The sequence below is a fragment of the Gilliamella sp. W8145 genome, from assembly GCF_016101145.1.
Lineage (GTDB): Bacteria > Pseudomonadota > Gammaproteobacteria > Enterobacterales > Orbaceae > Gilliamella > Gilliamella apis_A.
In genome coordinates this window covers 504,393-524,174 of record NZ_JACFRC010000001.1, presented here as the reverse complement: position 1 = coordinate 524,174, position 19,782 = coordinate 504,393, and the positions used below count along the sequence as shown (strand labels likewise).

Genomic DNA, 19,782 nt, shown 5'->3' with positions numbered 1-19,782 from the left:
TTATTTTCCAATTAAGTTAGATAATGCGTCGAATAAAGTGACTGGTTGCTTTTTCTCTTCTCTAAATTTAATTAAACAGTCGTCGAAAGAAACTTTTCCACCTTGTGAGCGGTATATAGATGAAGAAATTTGAGCTGCATGCCAGTCATTTCGCTCGTCACTGATAGGATTTAATTTATCAAATGCGACCCAGTAGTAAAATTCACTAGCTGAAAGTGATTGCTCAAGTTCAGCTAGCGTTTTACCAAGCCTTAATGCTAGCTTTAATTTAAAGAAAAGCTCTGGTTCATTTTCTACTTTTTTTCAGCCTCTTTGAGAGGATCGTTATTTAACTCTATCAATTCGAGGGCTTTATTCAGTACTCGAGTATGAACAGGACCATAACTTTCTACTAACGCCTCCATTTCTTTACTGTCATTATTATTGAAAATAAGATTACCGTTTTTATCAATTACGGTTGCAGCAAATAATAAAGTTTCAGCTTTGATATTTAGTAAATCTTTTTCTTGCTCTGTTAATGAGTCATCTTTTGACGTTTTTTCAATGGTTTTTACATAACGATAAAAATCAATATGTAACGGTTCTCGAACACAAATTGTCGTATTCCATTCTGCTACCTGAAACTCTTTAATGCGAAAGCCTGAATTTTTAGCTGTGATAATTTTTTTTAGATTCATTATTATTTCTCCACAAATTAATTAGTTGGAGTCGGTTCGTTAAACACAAATGAGCCTTTTACTTTGAATGCAAATGAACCAGTTAAAATACCATTCTTTTCGCCTTTAAACTCAAAATTGGTAACGCGCGCAATCCAGTCAACTGAACTACCATCCTCATGTTGGATTTTAAATGCGTAATTATTACCTGACTCATATGATTCTCTTAAAGCTTTTTGACCATCATTTGCTATAACAAAATTAACGTTCATTGATACCGTTGGTTCAGCCGGTAATCCACTAATGGTTTCTTTGGTACGAGAAGAAAGTGTTGAGACATCAATCTCTTCACCTTCTGGTGATGTCATGGAATAGTCGGTTACCGTACACTCCAAACTTAATTTTGGGGTGGTATCAGTGATGAATTTTGTTGAAGGATCTTTACTAATAAATACACCGATATCTCTAGTTTTGGTATATTCGCTTTGTGATTTTTGTACTTCAGTCATGTTAGTTTCTCCAAAAATAAAAAAACCGCAATTAAGCGGCAAATAGGTTAATTTTTACTTACTGATTATTAAAGGTATAGCTCTAATTATGATCTATAGGCTATATATTTAATTCGTAGTTAGGGTGACTTTTAACATTGAAAGGTTTCAATTGTTATTAGTATATTATTAGATCTGTCTTTCCTATAGATTAAAAATCTATAAATATCATTATGAAAATCAAACAGTTAAATTATATAAACATGGTTTATTTGTATAGAGTGAAAGTTAAAAACTAAGCTCTATTTAATTGATTACGCTAATTATTTTTTTTATTGCTCTTTTATCTTGATTGCATCTTTCAATAACATTCAAGAGATGTTCGTTATATTTCACACTGTCACCGAATGTCATTTTTTCAGGCGGTAGTTTGGGCAAGCAATCACTGAGTAGATTTGCTGGGATTGGCTGACTCACGTAAACTTTTCGCTCTGTTGTACATGCTGCCAGAGATAGGCATAGGAATAAGCCGATTAGCACAATCATTATCTTTGAGTTGTTCATTGATTTGCTCCTGACGTGAAATAGATTGATTTTCTAGTTCATGTTTTGATAACTCGTTGTCAGTAATAATCTGATTATTTTTAATAATTTTTTGTTGCAATTGTTGCATCTGAGATGATAATTCAGTCATTTGCTGTTTTGCAGTTTGTTCATCTTCAAAACATTGATAAGCAAAATAAATGCTAAATATGACGATAATCAATAATGCTATCAGAGATAGCTTATAAATTTTTTTTAATTTATCCATTAGACTATCCCATTCACGTAAACCGTTTTACCGCTATTTTTGATTGCTGTTAAAACAATTTGTCGATTATAGTTTGGGCTAAAACCGATATGCACCCATTGGTTATGTTCCTGGATTAACTTATCAAACTGAACACCGGTATCAATTAAACGCTGGCAAATTTCTTTAGGTGTGCCATAAGCACAATGGAAATCAACAGCCAAGCCTTTGGTATGAGCGCTAGTTGATACGCCACCCACCCGGGCATTTAATAACGGGCAACGATAACCAGAAGTAATCCTTATTGGAAAACCTAGCACTTTTCTAACTAACTCTAATTTGTTAGCTGTCAGTTGAATATTTGCCATTAACTCATCTGGCACTCGATTATCTATTCTTAATCTGCTTGCAATGTTTGAACGGGTAAATTCTTCAAGTGTAAAATGTTCTGTTAGTTTCATTGTTCTCCAGCACTCCTTTTCATTCGTTCGGCAATGACTTTGATCATCTCTGCACCCAACCACCCCGCAGAGCCTGCCATACATCCTGTGAATTCAGCACTAAACTGTAGTGCTATTGATAATAAAATAGTCAGTGCGCCGGCAAACATAGAAACAATTAATTGGCATATAGCTATCTTTATCCCTACTGCTTTACCGTTAATGATATCAAATGCAGTTTTCGCAATAGAGCCTAGAGCAGCCATACCTAATGTCATTAGCCAATATAGCCAATTCGTAGGATCACTGTTTTGCATATGTTTAATCTTCATAGAAAGCCTCCATTTTGAGGCAATTAATTGAAATGACAGCGTAAAAGTAATCTTTTGTTGTAATTGTGATTAACTTTGTTGTCGATACTGTGAAACCGCAGAATTGAGGATTTGATAAAAAAGCAATTAAACGGCTGATTTATTGAAAAGGTTCATCAAAAAATTATCTTTTCAGATAGTTTATAAAGTAATAAATTACATTTTAAAGAATTAAAATATAAATTAATTTTATCTTTTAAAAGGTTTCTTTTCCCAGCGTTTCGCAAGCATTCAAATTTTTGGTCTAGATTATCTCGCTTTTCAATACGCGGAATGTATTCTACTAGCGATTTCGGTATTTTTCATATTTGCATTATTTATGAATACTGCATGTGTTTGTATATAGTTTACTCAAAAGCTTTATTACGAACTTTTCAAGCAATAAACTCATAACGATTTAATATCATTAATTAGATATTCAGGTGGGAAAAAACAGACATTTTGATGTAATTTAACTAATATATAGAATAACTCTTTGAGAACAATTACCTGTCAATCAATATAAAAGTTGAATGATATAGTATAAAAAAGCCCAAATATTAATTTGGGCTTTTTGTTTAATGCACATTAAACTGCATTGTTTACATATTATGCATTTAAACGTTTAAATAGTCAAGTCTTAGATGTTTAAAAATTAAAATATTTTTCTCTACGTTAAACATTATGCTGTTTTTGAAAATAATTGGATAATATGACCACGTATAAAACATTCTGCAGCAAGTAATATTTTTGTAATTTCAGTTGTTTGCTTACCTAAAAGTTTTGCTTGTTTGCTGCATGATATTCCGCGAAGGTAAAAAGACGTCAATATTGCCCAATATTCTATATTATCAGCTCTAAGTGTTAAAACCGCATTATCAACAACTTCTACTTCTTCTTCAGTTAAATACTGACGATAATCGAAATCGTTGGACGCACCAGCAAAACCTGATGATTTTGACGGATATTCAGTACCTATTCGCTTTAAAATACGTGTATTTTTCCATGCAATTAAAATATCTTTAGTTTCTCTCACTGCGCACCTCTGATTCTCTTATATAAATGTCAATACTACTGTTTTTAATTAAAATATAACTAGCTCTCATAATATTTTTAGTATTTGTTAACCTCATAAATTCAGTTACATAATTAACTTAACGTGTTTTTTTATTAATTTAATTAGTTTGCTCATGATTTATATTTTTCTCTGTTCAGGTAAAATTTACCGCAAGAAGCATCCATATCACCATTTACTGTTGTTAACTTCCTTGCACAAACAAATAAATTTATATCCATGTTATATAAACAATCCCCTTTACACTCTGGGCATCTAAATCCTGTCGGAATTAATTTGTTTCTTGTCGGCATCTTTCACCTTATTTAAATCAAATCTGTTTATTTTTTCTCTACGTTGTTCATATAATTGTGCTAATTGATTCTCAATTTCAGCTATAAGATGATCTATTTTTTCCAATTGTTTCATTTTTATTTTTCCTCTTCTCTTGATAATTCATTTACTATTTTTTTGTTAAAAATTAATGATCACTGCTCCATCATTAACAAACTTAATACTCTTTTCTCTCTGAATGGTTGAGCTGATCAAATCAGTTTTGAGATAATTTTTTTATTCCTTGATTTATCTTTAATAAATAACAATGTCGATATAAGCAAACAGCTAACACCTACTTTTGATCGGCCAATAATACTATTCACAATAATTAATAATTTGATTAACATTTGTCTTGCCAACTGTGAATCTTGATTAAATACTGACATAACCTGTTTTTAACATTTGTTTAATGTTGGCGATGTGTGACATGCTCTTATCAGATACGCTTTGTTCGTATTTATACTCGATCATGGAAATAGTATTTTCTGGTTTCGGCAGATAATAATTAGCCCTTTCTTTAGTTAATAAACCGGTAAATACAGCGTGATTAATAGCGTCAACTCGCCTTGATTTATCATTACCAAGAGATACAAAGAACTCTATAGGACGGCAATACATCATTGATTCATTTACTAATCGCTCGTAAGCCTCAATAAATGTTCGTCTAGCACCGATTTTGTCACCATTACAATAAACAATTTCCGCCTGAGACCATGCTTTGGCTATTTCGTTTGTCCATACAACAGTGTTAGTTTCATCGCTTGCAAGTATCGCTATTGACCAGGCTTCATCTGGAGATAAATGATTACCAGCTCCACCCATTAATTTAATCAAATCAGCCGGTTTTGGCATAAATTCACTTTTACGAACCCAAACATTAGCGGCTTTACGCAATGATTCAATCGGATATTGCCCTACTGTTGACCAGTAAATATTAACTTTGGTAGTGCTTGCTTGTTGACCATAAAGCTCAAGCAATCCACCAATAACAGCTAAAAACTCATCTGTAATTTTTGCCATGATTACCCCCTCATACTCTCTAGAACCGCCCGGTTACGTTCGGCAAGGGTCATAAAATTAGCTTTGTTGTTTGGACTAGCCCGTTGATATTTACCAGCATTACGTAACCAGTTATTAAATGCAGCGTTCCAATCAATGTATTTTTTCCCGTTAGCCAAGCAATAGTCTTTAAATTTTATAAATTCGTTATCTAAATTGATATTTTCGTTAACTGCTATATCTTGATGATTAGTTGTTGGTTCAAAATCGTCAGGAATTTGACATGCTCGTTTTTGCTTTTGCGACTTAGCCACAATAATATCTGTAGTAATCTTTGTAGTAGTCTTTGTCGTAATCTCTTGATCTAACGAACTTGATTTTGTAGCCATCTCGGCATCTACAATGTCGAGTTCGAGATGAGTACTGTTTATATCTCGTGGTAACTCAATCATAAATTTGGCGAAATTCCTTAAAACTTTATTCACTTTTTCATTATTAATTTTGTAATAAGTTTTATGTTGTAGGCGCTTTTCAGTAACAATTAAAACACCTCTTTCACATAACTTTTTAATTGCCGTTCTTTGTTCGTTATGGCTTAGACCTGTTTCATCTTCTAATTCATCACGCGTCTTATATACACCTAAATCAGAAGTCGCTTTGTCCTGCCAATAAAATAGTTGTGAAAAAAGAATGGCTGAACTAATCCCACCCAAAGGTTTAGCCAACTTTGGATAGTAGGCAATGGGGTTACCCATTGTTAGAAGATAATCGGTTGCTTTCAATTTACACCTCTAATCGAATACTCAGCGTACTGAACACCATTCTCATGAACTAAACGACTATCAATGTCAAATTCAGGTTTCTTTAGATCATAAATACGAGCACTTAATCTAAAACAACCATATAAATTTAATGCTTGGACTGGACTAATTGATTTTCCAGTTTGTAAATGGATCAATATTTTTTCGCATTGGCTTAGTGTTTTTTTATTGTTTAGCATCTTTATCATTACCTTAAATATTTGAAGTGCCGTAATACAACCATTCAACAGAACAATTCAAAGCATTTGCTATCTCGACAATATTTCTTGGTTTTTCAATATTACCAGCCTCTAAATCACTTATTGATTGTTGTTTCATTCCAACTAATTCAGCCAATGACGCTTGGCTAATATTAAGTTCGATTCTTTTCTTCTTAACTCTTTCTCCGATTGTCATTTAAACCTCAACATAAAATACAGTTATAACTGTATTAAATAACAGTTTATTCTGTTTGTCAATTACAGATTTATCTGTATTATTTTATTAATCATAAAGGGAGACTTTTAAAATGAATAATCTCGGTCAAAGAATTAGGGCTAGACGCGAAGAATTGGGATTAACCCAAGAACAAGTTGCTGCGCAAATAGGAATTAAACAGCAATCTTATCAAGCAATAGAAAGTGGTAATGTAAAAAAACCTCGCCATTTATATGAAATATCTATCGCTTTAAAATGCGATATGGCATGGTTATTAAGTGGAAAAGATAAAGATGTAATAAACGTAGAAAAAATAGAAGTTCACGCCCATCAAGTCCCATTAATAAGCTATGTACAAGCTGGAGTATGGACTGAGTCGTGTGAGCTTAGCGATTCAACAGGGTTTGAGTATATTATGACATCATTAGAATTATCAAATAAAGCATTTGCACTAAAAATAAAAGGCGATTCAATGGAACCAGAATTTAAAGAAGGTGATGTTGTTGTTATCGATCCAGCTATAAAACCATTTCCAGGTGAATTTGTAGTAGCTGTAAATGGAGATGAAGAGGCAACTTTTAAAAAGTATCGTGAATTAGGATATGACGAGCATGAAAGAATGCAGTTTGAACTCATACCACTCAATCCAGACTACACAACTATGAGCACTTTAAAACAACAGATAAGAATAATTGGTACCATGGTGGAGCATAGAATATTTAGACGTAAAAGATAATAGTTCCAAATTGAACACAACTAACCGCTTCGGCGGTTTTTGAATAAAATAGATAAGTGGAATAATTTAATAATATTTCATTATAAAACAATTAACTATATTGTTGGTGCTAAATTAATTAAAACTAATTATTGACAAAAATATCACATATAGTAATATTTCTCTTGTCAAGCCTAGCGCCGTCCGAAGATCATTTTTAAAGTCTTCATGAGGGTTCTAGGTTTTTTTTATAGGTAAATAAAAATGAAAAAAGTAGCTATACTTATAGATGCAGGTTTTTTTATTCACAAGTTGCAACACATCAAAAAACATTACTTCAAAGAAAAGGCATTAACTCCCGATATAATTATTGATGTCATTTATAGTTTAGTACACTATCATGAAAAGGTTAACAATGATTCAGGTAAAGAAAGAAAACTAGAATTGTATAGAATATATTTTTATGATTGCCCACCAATAGACAAACAAATAAAATTTCCATTACCTGAGCAAGGTCAAAAAACACCTAAGGATAAAAATTTTAAGCTTGATGAATCCTATATACTAAGAGAGTCTTTACATAAAAAGCTCAAGCAATGTAGAAAAATAGCACTGAGAATGGGTGAGCAATCTGGTCATGGCGCGTGGCAACTCAATGAGTTAACGTTGAAAAATCTTTTAAGAGGTAATAAAAAATGGGATCAGTTAACTAATTCTGACTTTCATTATCAGTGCACACAGAAACAGGTCGATATAAAACTTGGTATGGATATAACTACTTTAGCTTATGAAAAACTGGTAGAGGTTATTGTATTAGTTGCAGGAGATTCCGATTTTGTACCTGCAGCAAAATTAGCAAGAACAAAAGGAATTGATTTTATTTTAGACCCATTAAGGCATGACATAAACCCTGATTTATCTGAACATATAGACGGAATACAATCTTATAACCTTACTTCTGCATTATCGCATTTTTTCGGTGTTGCTCCCAATCCAAAACCGATTTGGTGGGATGAAATGATGGAAAAAAGAAAAAAGAAACAAACTAAAAAAAGAAATAAGAAGAATAGATAATAATAATAATCTTTATACAAAAAATTTAAATATATTTTTTACCAACTCACCTTGCGTGTTTTTTCACGCATTAACCCCCTACAACTTTAAAACACTTCATTGATTAAAAAACAACCAATCAAATAAAATACAGTTTTTAAACAGTTTTAACTGTTTACTTTAAACAGCTAAAACTGTACAATCAATTTTATCGAAACAAATCAATCTGTAAAAATTTAAAATAGATTACTAATTACTATATCTAAAGTAATTAAAGCTTTTCTAGTTATTAGACTTGATTTTGAAAAATTTCTGATACAGGAAAGAGAACATTTAACATTGTCTTTCTCACTTTTAATAGTTTTTATAGGATTAAAAAAAATGAATTATAAAGAATGGAAACGGGAATATTTAGAGCTTTTAACTGAAGTTATAAAAAATCATAAATATTCAGAATATTATAATAATGAGTTCATTGAAGATCTTGCTAACGAATTATTAATGCGTGGCTATTTTGACGAGGATTATGGACATTGGCAAGTCACCCCCGCTGAACAGGCAATTAAAGAAAGTTTTGAACTGTAGTTAAATGATAATTCTGAGACATACACAATGACTAATAAAGATTTTGTCAAAGTGAAAACCAAAGATCGGTTTCATAATGATTATCAACTATCAGATAGCGAAATTAAGTTTGCCCTATTTTGCACTTTTATTGTTGCATTAAGTAGCATGTTTGGTTTGTTTTATTGGATTTTGCAAATAGCAACGAGGTGATTTATGTCGTTACAAAGAGTGGTAGAAAATTGGCATGAAAATGCATATTGCAGAATGATGAACAACTTCGAGAAGCAAGATGCCCGTGATGATTGGATAGAGAGTCGCGCTGAAGAGCTAATCAGAAATTTTGCTAATGACAATGACTGGCAAATTATAGAGTTATTAAAAATAAAATTAGAAAGCAAAAACATTGATGCAGAGATATATAATCAATTTATTGTTGATATTTGCTATTCTCAAGCTGAATTTGATTTTAATAAAAATTTTATATAGACAAAATATACTTTAAAAAAGTACTTAAATCCTCTTATTTAAGTGATGTTGAGACAATTGAACTGATCAATATAACTATAGATTAGTTGCTAGATCTACCTTGCGTATCATAATAGTGATAACTTTTACATTTTTAGCAGGATATTAGTCTTTAAAATAAAGGAATAATTTTATAAATTGTTTAATATCAATTTGTAAAATGGTGGCCCCTACTGGACTTGAACCAGTGACCAATCGATTATGAGTCGACTGCTCTGACCAACTGAGCTAAGGGGCCATGTTTTGATGTACTACTGACTTAGTAGGGTTGCGATTATAATAGAGTTAAAATTAATTTGCTACAATTAATTAACTAAATAGGTTGATTTGGTTAATTATTAAGCTGACATTTGTCATAATAGCATCATTTATAATAAGCGATATTTTTTAATCAATTATCCTGATACAATGTTTTATATTATCATTACTCATGTTCGTTTATTGGTTGAGGAAATATTATGTCTATCAAAAAAACTCTTTTTATTAGTGCTGCGCTGTCAATGACATTATTTTTAAATGGTTGTAGTAGTTCAGATTATCAAGCTACCTCGGCTGGTCGCCAAGTTCAATTTATTGATACTAAACCAGCAGAAACCTGTCAATTTATTGGTAAAGCTGAAGGTCGTCGCAGTACTTTCTTTTCTGGCTTAAAAACGCATAGTGAATTAATCCGTGATGCAGCAACTGATTTAATGAATAAGGCTGCAGCTATGGGTGGTAACGTAATTTATAATGCACAAGATGCATCTTTACAATATGTTTCTGATATTGCCCCAACAGATGCTGTTATGGTTGGTGAAGTTTTCAGCTGTAAATAGCTAATCAGCAAATAAAAAAAGGGATATATTGATATCCCTTTTTAGTAAAATTTACCAAAATAATTAGCCATTTTGCTTTTCAAACTGTTGCATAAATTCAATAAGGTATTTGACACCTTCTATTTCCATTGCATTGTAAATTGATGCGCGCATTCCGCCTGCAATTCGGTGACCTTTAATACCAATAATATTCGCTTGAGTTGCCTCACTAACAAACTTTTTATCTAGTTCTTCATTTGGCGATAAAAAGGTTACATTCATAATGGAACGATTGTTTACCGCTACAGTATTGCGGTAAAAATCAGACTGATCAATAAATTGATAAAGTAATTGTGCTTTTGCTTGATTTCGTTGTTGCATCGCACTTAAGCCACCTAAACTCTTAATCCATTTGAAGACTAAACCTGACATATACCAAGCAAAAGTTGGTGGAGTATTAAACATTGAATCATGATCTAATAATATTTTGTAATCAAGTACCGAAGGTAAGACTTTTTGCGCATAACCAATCAGATCTTCACGAACAATGACAATAGTAATTCCTGATGGGCCGATATTTTTCTGTGCACCGGCATAAATAATACCGTAACGCTTAACATCGATAGGTTGTGATAAAATACAAGAAGATAAATCTGCTACGACAGTTTTATCGGCAAAGTCAGGTTGTTCAAATATTTCAACGCCATCAATGGTTTCATTGGGACAATAATGAACATAAGCACTGTTATCGCTTAATTGCCATTCAGACATTGGTTTGATCGAGGTTATTCCTGCATTTTTGATAACGACATTTTTCTCAATTACATTACAATATTTTGCCGCTTCTTTCGCTGCACACTGACTCCAATAGCCACTATTGATGTAATCAGCGTGAGTATTATTAGCTAAAATATTTAATGGTACAGCAGCAAACTGAGCTCTAGCTCCACCTTGGCAAAATAAGATTTTATAATTTTCTGGTACATTTAAAAGATCACGAAGATCGTTAGTTGCTTCAATCGCACATGCATCAAATTCTTTACCTCGATGACTTAGTTCCATCACCGATGCACCAGTGTTTTGCCAATTTAATAATTCAGCTTGTACTTGCTTTAAAACATCTGCCGGTAGTTTGGCTGGGCCTGCACTAAAATTATAACTTTTACTCATTGCGATTCACTTTCATCCATCAAAAAATAGAAAATCTATTTTTACACTCTATGAACCAATATACAATCAGATTTTTAGCAAAAAATTTTGAGGAACGGGGTTTTTGAAGCATAAAAATACCGACAATAGTCGGCATTTGTCGCAAAGAAAATGAAATTTAAAGAGCTAGTTGCTGTTTAGCGTTTTCGATGGCGAATTTTACTTGTTGCGGTGATACACCACCTTTTGCAGATCGTTTCGCTAAGCAAGATTCTAAAGATAATATAGAATAAACATCATCCTCAATGACTTGGCTGTATTGTTTTAATTCATCTATAGTTAGCTCTTCTAATGCTTTTTGTTTCGCAATCGCTCCTACTACCGCCTCACCAACAATATGGTGCGCTTGTCTAAATGGAATGCCTTTAGCCACAAGATAATCAGCAAGTTCTGTCGCATTAGAATAACCTTGTTTAGCAGCACTTTGACAATTTTGGTAATTGATTTTTATATCTTCAAGTACTAATACCGCCATATCTAAACACGCTTGCCAACTGTCAAGTGCATCAAATAAGTGCTCTTTATCTTCTTGTAGATCTTTATTATATGCCAGAGGTAATCCTTTAAATGTGATTAATGCTCCTGTTAATGCGCCAACCACTCGCCCTGCTTTACCGCGAATTAATTCCAATGCATCTGGATTTTTTTTCTGCGGCATTAATGAAGATCCTGAAGTAACGCGGTCAGATAATTCAACAAAGTCCGCTTCACCACTATTAAAAATAATTAAATCTTCAGCAAAACGTGATAAATGCACCATACCGATTGATGCATTATTGAGTAGTTCAAGCACATGATCCCTATCAGACACCGTATCCAAGCTATTATTGGTTGCAGTTGCGAAACCTAACCAGTTGGCTAACATATCACGATCCATAGGATAAGCTGTACCAGCTAAAGCACCACAGCCTAAAGGACTAACATCCAAGCGTTTTAGAGTATCTTGTAAACGACTTTCATCACGCGTTAACATTTCATAATACGCTAAACACCAATGCGCAAAAGTTATTGGTTGAGCACGTTGTAAGTGAGTATAACCAGGCATAACCGCATCTTGATGTTGTTCTGCAGTTAACACCAGTGTTTTACGTAATTGATTGATAGCAGAGATAAGATGAGCAATTTCATCTTTACACCATAATTTTAGATCGGTAGTTGACTGATCATTACGACTGCGACCTGTATGAAGTTTTTTACCTAAATCACCGACTTTTTCTATTAGTTTTTGTTCTACCCAACTATGAATATCTTCAGCGTCACTTTGTAAGATCTGCTGCGGATCTTGTCGTACCGAACTCAATAATTCATTTAACGCTTGTTCTAACTGTTGTTGTTCATCATGAGATAAAACGTTCACAGTGACCAATGCTTTCGACCATGCAATTGATCCAATGATATCTTGCTCTGCAAGCCGATAGTCAAAGCGCAGAGAATCATTAAAGTGTTTAAATCGTTGATCTGCTGCTTGGCTAAAACGCCCACCCCATAACGCCATAATCACCTCAAATGTTTTATTTCAAATCAATCTTAAACGATTAAAAATTTATCGTTTTTTTAATAATTTTAATGATAAGTTTATCTATAACTAACGATACTACCGAAAAATATATACAGACCTAAGTCTGTATATATTAGGTTTTATATCTAGCTAAAAAGTCTTAAAAATTACTTTTTAGTTTTAGTATTACTTTTTGATTTTGTGGTTTCTTTCGCTGCCGATTTAGCTTTTTTAGTCGGCTGATTTTTCTTACCTTCATTTAAAGCACGGATGCGTGAAGATAGAGAGAATAGACGAATAAAGCCACCGGCATGACTGTGATCGTAAACCTCATCTTCACCAAACGTTGCAAACTCTTCGCTATATAAGCTATTTGGTGATTTCTTCTGTACTGCGGTTGCATTACCTTTATAAAGTTTAACTACAACTTCACCAGTCATATCTTCTGCTAACACTTCTGCAGCGGCTTGAAGAGAACGACGATATGGTGCAAACCAGCGACCATCATAAACAACATAAGCCATTTCTAAACCAAGTTGTTCACGCCATTTGAAGCTATCACGATCTAAGATCAGTTGTTCTAAACCACGTAACGCTGTCATCATGATAGTTCCACCAGGGGTTTCGTAACAACCACGCGATTTGATGCCGACTAAACGGTTTTCAATAATATCTACTCGACCTACACCATGTTTTGAACCAATTTTATTCAGCGTGGCTACACAGTTATATGGTGATAATTTTTTACCATTAACGGCAACAACTTCGCCTTTTTCAATACCAATAGTGACAAATTCAGCTTTATCTGGTGCATCTTCTGGCGATACAGTCCATGCCCAACAATCAGCATTTGCTTGATTCCAAGTGCTTTCTAACACTCCACCTTCGGTTGAAATATGCCATGCGTTTTCATCACGGCTGTAAATTTTTTCAACTGTTGCTGTAGTAGGAATTTTTCTCACTTTTAGATAGTCAATTAACGCTTCACGTGAACGTAAATCCCATTCACGCCATGGTGCAATAACTTTTAGTTGTGGTGCTAAAGCGGTATAAGTTGTTTCAAAACGGACTTGGTCATTACCTTTACCGGTCGCACCATGACAAAGGGTATCAGCACCAACTTCTAATGCATATTCAACTTGAGCTTTAGCGATGATTGGGCGAGCCATTGAAGTACCAAGATAATACGTTCCTTCATATAATGCGCCAGTTTTTAAAACAGGGTAAACATAGTCTTTAACAAACTCTTCGCGTAAATCAACAACTTTACATGCTACTGCGCCAGATGCTTTGGCCTTTTTTTCCACATCTTTTAGTTCTTTAGGATCTTGTCCAACGTTGGCGACTAAAGCATAAACTTCACAATCGCCATAATTCTCTTTTAACCAAGGAATAATAGCTGATGTATCTAAGCCACCCGAATAGGCTAAAACTACTTTTTTTGTTGCACTTTTTTTCATGTTATACCCTTTCATAATTTACTGACGAAAAAAATAAATGTTTTAAACACTAAGCCAAGTATATCTAACAATAAATATACTTGTTTAATATACTGACTGATTTATGTTTAAGCAATAATTCTTGTACCCGTTATACCTGATTTTCCATTAAATAATTCAATGAGTTTATCTGATTCTTTCCAGCTAGCGATATCTATTGGTCGACCTAATGTTTTAGCCGCTTCAAATGCAGAATTCACTTTCACGATCATTCCATCGGTAATAATTCCTTGAGCAATTAGATGATCTGCCTCAGCTTGTGTTAACGATTCGATTAATTGTTTGTTTTCATCTAAAACACCAGATACATCAGATAGTAAAATTAAATCTGCATCTAAAGTTTTTGCCAAGGCAACAGCTGCGTGATCGGCATTGACATTCATCATCTTGCCTTCATCGGTAATCCCAATTGAACTAACAATAGGTAAATAACCATTAGTAAGGAGTAAATTGATTAAGGCAGGATCGCCTTGTTCGGCTTCACCTACATAACCTAACTCTTCAGAAATTTGCTTAACTTTAACGCTATCACCATCGGCTAAGCAGAGTCCAATACTGGCTATTTGTAATTTTTTAGCTTCTGACAAAATTGTGGTATTCGCACTACCGGCAAGACTACCAACAATCACATCTATTTGATCTGCCGGTGTAACACGTAAACCATTACGTCGAACAACCGGTAAGGAGAGTCGATCCATTAATGAATCAACCACACTACCACCACCATGAACAATAATTAAAGGACGTTTAAAATTTTTTTTGTATTCGCTAATAACAATAAATAATTTACTTAATGCATCTTTATTATCGAGTAATACGCCGCCAAACTTAATAATCAATGGTTTCATTTTTATTTCCTATTCACGCTAATAAATGTTCACTGATATAAACTTGTCATCATTAACAAATTATTATCTATCTTTATAATAAGGCTGTTGTTTCATCAAAACCAAATCGAATATTCATACATTGAACTGCTTGCGCAGCTGCACCTTTTAATAAATTGTCTTCCACAGAGATTAAAATCAGATGTTGGCCTTTAAGCACAAAACCAATATCACAATAAGGTAAGCCAATTACCGATTTTAGGGCTGGCCATTGTTTTTGGTAAACTCTTACTAATGGCTTATCATCATAATATTTATTTAATGCGGTAAGAATATCTTCCTCACTCACCCCTTCTTTCACCTGACAGGTGATAGTGGCATGGATACCATCTTTAAAACAACCTAAATGAGGAGTAAAAATAACTTCCTGCCCTAAATGTGTCTCAATTTCAGGTTGATGACGATGAGTAAATATGCCATAAGCATGTAAGCTGACCTCACAAAATAGATTATTTGTAGAAGGTTTACGGCCTGCACCACTAACGCCACTCACAGCATTAATGACAGGCCATTGCCTTTTGTCTAGTAAATCTTCTTCAATTAATGGTTTTAGTGGCAGTTGCGATGCGGTTGGATAACAACCAGGTACAGCGATTAATTGCGCATTTTTTATCGCATCAAAATTCCATTCAGCTAGACCATAAACAGCTTTATCTAACCACTGTTGGTGCTGATGTTCAAAACCATAAAATTGGGTATAAAACGAGGGAGAGTTGACTCGAAACGCACCCGATAAATCAAATACTGTACAACCATTTTCAAGAAAGAATGGTGCGATATCGTGACTAACAGAATGTTCAGTAGCTAAAAATACAATATCAATATCTTTGATAAGAGAAGAATAATCAGCCGTAGCAATTAAAGGTAAATCAACAACACCTTTCAATTGCGGGTATAAAAATCTATCAGAAATAAGTTTTCCTGCATCAAGGCTATTTTCTGATACCGTTAAAGCGACTAATTCAATATTTGGATGTTTTGTTAAATAGTAAGCTAATTTTGCACCTGCATAACCACTCGCCCCAACAATTATTGCTTTTAACATATCTTTCCTTATCTATCATTCAGATTTTTATGCAGTATAGTAGGCGATTTAAACCAACAAAACAAGAGAAAATTGAATTTTTATTCACTTTTTGTGAATTTATTTTCAAAAAAGACAATTACTGCCACGATTTTAAACTTTAGCAGTGAGGTGAAAATGTCATCCTCCTACACATTAGATCTGTAGGAGGAGGATTAATGATTATTTTAGATAGCTGGCAGATTTTAAGATTGCTATGAGTAGTTCCCAATAACGATAAACACTTTGAATATTAACTTTTTCATCAGGTGAATGAGGTGAAACAATTGTCGGGCCAATGGATATCATATCCATATCCGGATAAGACTGTTTAAATAGACCACATTCTAATCCAGCATGAATCACCATAATTTTTGCTTGTTTAGAGAAAATCTCTTGATATTTATCTTTAGCTAATTGTAAAAGACTGGAATTTAAATTAGGCTCCCAGCCCGAATAGCCACCACTAATTTCGTAATTGGCATTCACTAATTGGCTTAACGAGATTAATGTTGCAACGACTGCATCTTTCGCACTATCAACTTGAGAACGAATTAAGAAATTAACATTCAGTTGATTATCGCTAATACTTACAATACCCAGATTTAAAGATGTTTCAACAACACCATGAATTTGGCTACTCATACTCACCACACCATTTGGCGCAACATTTAATAAATTGATAATTTTACTTTGCTGTTCAACGGCGATGACTCGTTTAATATGATCACTATTAACCTCTTTTAAGGTTAATTCTATATTGGGTTCTACCTGTCCAAACTCATTTTGTAAAATAGATTTATATTGGTTAACAATCTGTTCTAGTTTTGGTAAATCTTGTTTATTTAAGGTTAATTCAGCAAATGCTTCTCGAGGTATTGCATTACGTAAAGAACCACCTCTTATGTCTGCTAATCGATATGAGAGATCTTGTCCATATTCCGCTAAAAATCTTGCCAGTAATTTTATTGCATTACCGCGGCCAAGATGAATATCACAACCAGAATGACCACCTTTCAAACCTTTTAGCGAGAGTTGAATATAGCAATCATGTGTTTCTGGCATTACCGCATATGTGATGGCAAAACTGGTCGTAAAATCAACACCTCCAGCACAGCCAGTAAATATTTCGCCTTCATCTTCAGAATCAGTATTAATCAAATAATGACTTTTCAACCAATTAGGTTGTAGACCGAAAGCGCCATGCATCCCCGTCTCTTCCGAAGTAGTAACTAATACTTCAAGAGGGCCATGTTCAACTGAAGGATCAATTAATACCGCCAAGGCTGATGCCAAACCTACGCCATTATCTGCACCTAATGTGGTTCCTTTAGCTTTGACCCAATCACCATCAACATAAGCTTGAATTGGATCAACAAGAAAATCATGTTGAGTACCTTCATTTTTTTGCGGAACCATATCCATATGAGCTTGCAAAGCAATTGATGGACAATCTTCCATACCTTTAGACGCAGCTTTTCGCAGTAAAACATTACCGGCTTTATCTAGCTGACAGTCAATATGATGAGTGGTTGCAAAATCGACTATATATTTAGTTATCATTTGTTCATGATGTGAAGGATGGGGAATTTTACAAATATCATTAAAAATCTGCCAAACAAATTTTGGATTTAAGGTCGATAGCATATTTTATCCTCAATATTAGGTGGGTAACGAATTAATAAGTGGTTTTTTTTATCTAACCACTCTATAATAAGGTGCAATTTTACATCTATTTTTAGCCCATTAATATTAATTTATTAAATTCGTATATTCGATTAAAATTGCAGGTTACACATGTCAATAGAACAAACTTTAACAGAAGAAGAAATCAAAGCAAAAAAACAGCATAAAGCAGAACTTATCGCTGAGAAGAAAAAATTCAATGTCACTTGGGAAATGCTACAAGCTTATGGTCGTCAGCTTTCTGAGAGATTATTACCCGCCAATCAATGGAAAGGCATCATCGCTGTTAGTCGTGGTGGCTTAGTACCAGCAGCTATTCTAGCTCGTGAACTTAGTATTCGTTATGTCGATACAGTTTGTATTTCTAGCTATGATCATGATCATCAACGTGAAAAATTAATTTTAAAACAAGCAAACGGTGATGGCGAAGGCTTTATTGTTGTTGACGATTTAGTTGACACTGGTAGCACTGCACATACCATTCGTGAAATGTATCCTAAGGCTCACTTCGTCACTATTTTTGCTAAACCAGCAGGTAAACCATTAGTTGATGATTATGTTGTTGACATCGCACAAGATACATGGATTGAACAACCATGGGATACTGGTGTCATGTTTGTTAAACCAATCTGTGATAATAAATAATGATTCAATAATTAGGTTGCTATGGTTATGACGGAAAACCTTTCTGAAAAGATATTCAAACCACAATATGACTACCCTGAAACATCGTCGCTAATCAATCGTCTTGATAGCAGCAATGGCAGCAGTATTAGTCCTCTTGATGGTGAAATTGATTCAAAATGGTATCGAATCATTAACCCTCTTTTATGGTATTGGCGCGGTCTTCCTAAGTTAGAAATCGAAGCGGTTTTATCAAGAATCGCTATTTCAACTAAGCGCCATACTAATGATAAATGGTTGGATTCAGTTATTGGTTATCAATCTGGCAACTGGATATATGAGTTTTTAAATCAAGCTGCAATGTGGCAAGCTAAAGCTGATAATGTTGCTCAATCTAATTTAACTGAAGAATCGAAAAATAGTTTATATCAGGATTATCTCATTGCCAGCGAATACGCCAGTATTGCCAGTTATCCTCATTTTAAGAATGATGAGCTAGCGATGTATGCTCAAACCTGTGCCTATCAATCGTATATGAAGGCACTTGAATATTCACCTTATTCAACCAAGCAGTTAGAGTTTAAAGTTGAAAATCGGGTTATTAAATCCATTTTGCATTTACCAAACAATAGTAATAGTGGAGTTTGTCCTGTTGTTTTAGTCTGCAATGGTTTAGGTAATTTACAAATTGATTATTATCGTTACTTTAGTGAATATCTTGCTCCACAAGGTTTTGCTATGTTAACTGTCGATTTACCAACCGTTGGATATAGTCGTAATTTTGTATTGAGCCAAAATAGTAGCCAAATTCATCAAGCAGTGATCGAACAACTATCATCGGTTCCATGGGTAGATAGCAATCGAGTGATTGTTGCTGGGTTCCGCTTTGGTTCACATATTGCAACACGGCTTGCTTATCTAATGCCTAATAAAATTAAAGGATTATTTAATTTTACTCCATTTGTACACCAACTTTTTGTTGATAAGGCATTACAACAAAATCTACCTAATAGCTATAAAGATATGCTAGCCAGTCGTTTTGGTTTAACTTCTGTATCAAATCAAAAATTAGCAGCCGAATTGAATTATTTTTCTCTTAAGAATCAAGGATTATTAACCCATTCTTGCCCTATACCAGTTATGAATATTATCTTTGAAGATGATAAATTAAGTAATTTGAGTGAAGCGAAATTAATTCAATCAGCAAAACAAAGCAAAATTGTCACAATCCCCAAAACACCATTGCAAAAAGGTTTACAAAACGCCTTTGCTCAATCAGTTAAATGGATGGAGTCTATTTTGTAATAG

General features: G+C 33.7%; 23 protein-coding genes, 1 tRNA gene and 2 pseudogenes. 7 read left to right on the top strand and 19 right to left on the bottom strand.

The window, feature by feature from the left end:
- From H3T80_RS12320 to H3T80_RS02325, 12 genes and pseudogenes are all read right to left on the bottom strand, one after another.
- Nucleotides 1-174: pseudogene (locus tag H3T80_RS12320) on the bottom strand (DUF4035 domain-containing protein); the annotation flags it as partial.
- A 119-nt stretch (nucleotides 175-293) separates the two neighbouring features.
- Nucleotides 294-677, bottom strand: coding sequence for a phage tail assembly chaperone (locus tag H3T80_RS02375; RefSeq protein WP_198199762.1), 384 nt, complete (start codon nucleotides 675-677; stop codon nucleotides 294-296).
- Between the two features lie 17 nt (nucleotides 678-694).
- A complete protein-coding gene (locus H3T80_RS02370; RefSeq protein ID WP_198199761.1) occupies nucleotides 695-1,165 on the bottom strand; it encodes a phage tail tube protein in 471 nt (156 codons plus the stop codon).
- 421 nt (nucleotides 1,166-1,586) lie between these two features.
- A complete protein-coding gene (locus tag H3T80_RS02365; RefSeq protein ID WP_198199758.1) occupies nucleotides 1,587-1,955 on the bottom strand; it encodes a hypothetical protein in 369 nt (122 codons plus the stop codon).
- Nucleotides 1,955-2,395, bottom strand: a complete 441-nt coding sequence (locus H3T80_RS02360; protein WP_198199756.1) for a D-Ala-D-Ala carboxypeptidase family metallohydrolase — start codon at nucleotides 2,393-2,395, stop codon at nucleotides 1,955-1,957. The genes H3T80_RS02365 and H3T80_RS02360 overlap by 1 nt, the downstream gene beginning before the upstream one ends.
- Nucleotides 2,392-2,706, bottom strand: coding sequence for a phage holin family protein (locus tag H3T80_RS02355; RefSeq protein ID WP_086364658.1), 315 nt, complete (start codon nucleotides 2,704-2,706; stop codon nucleotides 2,392-2,394). The genes H3T80_RS02360 and H3T80_RS02355 overlap by 4 nt, the downstream gene beginning before the upstream one ends.
- Before the next feature lie 700 nt (nucleotides 2,707-3,406).
- The gene (locus H3T80_RS02350) at nucleotides 3,407-3,760 is read right to left on the bottom strand and encodes an antiterminator Q family protein (RefSeq protein WP_086364630.1); all 354 of its coding nucleotides are present in this window, start codon (nucleotides 3,758-3,760) and stop codon (nucleotides 3,407-3,409) included.
- A 294-nt stretch (nucleotides 3,761-4,054) separates the two neighbouring features.
- Nucleotides 4,055-4,207: a hypothetical protein gene (locus H3T80_RS02345; RefSeq protein ID WP_181414666.1), complete on the bottom strand. Its 153-nt coding sequence runs from the start codon at nucleotides 4,205-4,207 to the stop codon at nucleotides 4,055-4,057.
- Nucleotides 4,208-4,486: 279 nt separating this feature from the next.
- Nucleotides 4,487-5,134, bottom strand: a complete 648-nt coding sequence (locus H3T80_RS02340) for a hypothetical protein (protein ID WP_110447940.1) — start codon at nucleotides 5,132-5,134, stop codon at nucleotides 4,487-4,489.
- A 2-nt stretch (nucleotides 5,135-5,136) separates the two neighbouring features.
- A complete protein-coding gene (locus H3T80_RS02335) occupies nucleotides 5,137-5,895 on the bottom strand; it encodes a hypothetical protein (RefSeq protein ID WP_198199754.1) in 759 nt (252 codons plus the stop codon).
- Nucleotides 5,892-6,113, bottom strand: coding sequence for a helix-turn-helix domain-containing protein (locus tag H3T80_RS02330; RefSeq protein ID WP_198199752.1), 222 nt, complete (start codon nucleotides 6,111-6,113; stop codon nucleotides 5,892-5,894). The genes H3T80_RS02335 and H3T80_RS02330 overlap by 4 nt, the downstream gene beginning before the upstream one ends.
- Before the next feature lie 13 nt (nucleotides 6,114-6,126).
- Nucleotides 6,127-6,330 (bottom strand): helix-turn-helix domain-containing protein, encoded by a 204-nt coding sequence (locus tag H3T80_RS02325; RefSeq protein WP_086364626.1) that lies wholly within the window; start codon nucleotides 6,328-6,330, stop codon nucleotides 6,127-6,129.
- 112 nt (nucleotides 6,331-6,442) lie between these two features.
- Here H3T80_RS02325 and H3T80_RS02320 point away from each other — a divergent pair, with 112 nt between their 5' ends.
- The 4 genes from H3T80_RS02320 (at nucleotide 6,443) to H3T80_RS02305 (ending at nucleotide 9,172) form a co-directional block, all read left to right on the top strand.
- Nucleotides 6,443-7,087, top strand: coding sequence for a LexA family transcriptional regulator (locus tag H3T80_RS02320; protein WP_198199750.1), 645 nt, complete (start codon nucleotides 6,443-6,445; stop codon nucleotides 7,085-7,087).
- A gap of 243 nt (nucleotides 7,088-7,330) precedes the next feature.
- Nucleotides 7,331-8,140 carry an NYN domain-containing protein gene (locus H3T80_RS02315; protein WP_198199748.1) on the top strand — a complete coding sequence of 270 codons (810 nt, stop codon included), beginning with the start codon at nucleotides 7,331-7,333 and terminating at the stop codon, nucleotides 8,138-8,140.
- 360 nt (nucleotides 8,141-8,500) lie between these two features.
- Nucleotides 8,501-8,704, top strand: coding sequence for a hypothetical protein (locus H3T80_RS02310; RefSeq protein WP_198199746.1), 204 nt, complete (start codon nucleotides 8,501-8,503; stop codon nucleotides 8,702-8,704).
- Between the two features lie 195 nt (nucleotides 8,705-8,899).
- Complete coding sequence (locus H3T80_RS02305) at nucleotides 8,900-9,172, top strand: hypothetical protein (RefSeq protein ID WP_110447945.1); 273 nt, start codon at nucleotides 8,900-8,902, stop codon at nucleotides 9,170-9,172.
- A 200-nt stretch (nucleotides 9,173-9,372) separates the two neighbouring features.
- Here H3T80_RS02305 and H3T80_RS02300 read toward each other — a convergent pair.
- Nucleotides 9,373-9,449: transfer RNA gene (locus tag H3T80_RS02300), tRNA-Ile, on the bottom strand.
- A 220-nt stretch (nucleotides 9,450-9,669) separates the two neighbouring features.
- On the opposite strand from H3T80_RS02300, the gene H3T80_RS02295 reads away from it, so the two are divergent.
- Nucleotides 9,670-10,029, top strand: coding sequence for a DUF4156 domain-containing protein (locus tag H3T80_RS02295; RefSeq protein ID WP_110447946.1), 360 nt, complete (start codon nucleotides 9,670-9,672; stop codon nucleotides 10,027-10,029).
- Nucleotides 10,030-10,092: 63 nt separating this feature from the next.
- Here H3T80_RS02295 and serC read toward each other — a convergent pair whose 3' ends face one another.
- From serC to H3T80_RS02265, 6 genes and pseudogenes are all read right to left on the bottom strand, one after another.
- Complete coding sequence (gene serC, locus H3T80_RS02290; RefSeq protein ID WP_198199744.1) at nucleotides 10,093-11,178, bottom strand: 3-phosphoserine/phosphohydroxythreonine transaminase; 1,086 nt, start codon at nucleotides 11,176-11,178, stop codon at nucleotides 10,093-10,095.
- A 157-nt stretch (nucleotides 11,179-11,335) separates the two neighbouring features.
- Nucleotides 11,336-12,712, bottom strand: a complete 1,377-nt coding sequence (gene argH, locus H3T80_RS02285; protein WP_198199742.1) for an argininosuccinate lyase — start codon at nucleotides 12,710-12,712, stop codon at nucleotides 11,336-11,338.
- Between the two features lie 251 nt (nucleotides 12,713-12,963).
- A pseudogene (locus H3T80_RS02280) lies at nucleotides 12,964-14,175 on the bottom strand (argininosuccinate synthase); the annotation flags it as partial.
- Between the two features lie 107 nt (nucleotides 14,176-14,282).
- Nucleotides 14,283-15,062 carry an acetylglutamate kinase gene (gene argB, locus H3T80_RS02275; RefSeq protein WP_198199740.1) on the bottom strand — a complete coding sequence of 260 codons (780 nt, stop codon included), beginning with the start codon at nucleotides 15,060-15,062 and terminating at the stop codon, nucleotides 14,283-14,285.
- Nucleotides 15,063-15,135: 73 nt separating this feature from the next.
- Nucleotides 15,136-16,146: an N-acetyl-gamma-glutamyl-phosphate reductase gene (gene argC / locus H3T80_RS02270; RefSeq protein WP_198199738.1), complete on the bottom strand. Its 1,011-nt coding sequence runs from the start codon at nucleotides 16,144-16,146 to the stop codon at nucleotides 15,136-15,138.
- Nucleotides 16,147-16,347: 201 nt separating this feature from the next.
- Nucleotides 16,348-17,811, bottom strand: a complete 1,464-nt coding sequence (locus tag H3T80_RS02265) for an aminoacyl-histidine dipeptidase (RefSeq protein WP_198199736.1) — start codon at nucleotides 17,809-17,811, stop codon at nucleotides 16,348-16,350.
- Between the two features lie 150 nt (nucleotides 17,812-17,961).
- Between H3T80_RS02265 and gpt the strand changes: the two genes are divergently transcribed.
- Nucleotides 17,962-18,495 carry a xanthine phosphoribosyltransferase gene (gpt, locus tag H3T80_RS02260; protein ID WP_086364273.1) on the top strand — a complete coding sequence of 178 codons (534 nt, stop codon included), beginning with the start codon at nucleotides 17,962-17,964 and terminating at the stop codon, nucleotides 18,493-18,495.
- Nucleotides 18,496-18,522: 27 nt separating this feature from the next.
- Nucleotides 18,523-19,779, top strand: a complete 1,257-nt coding sequence (locus tag H3T80_RS02255; RefSeq protein WP_198199734.1) for an alpha/beta hydrolase — start codon at nucleotides 18,523-18,525, stop codon at nucleotides 19,777-19,779.
- The last annotated feature ends 3 nt before the right edge of the window (nucleotides 19,780-19,782 follow it).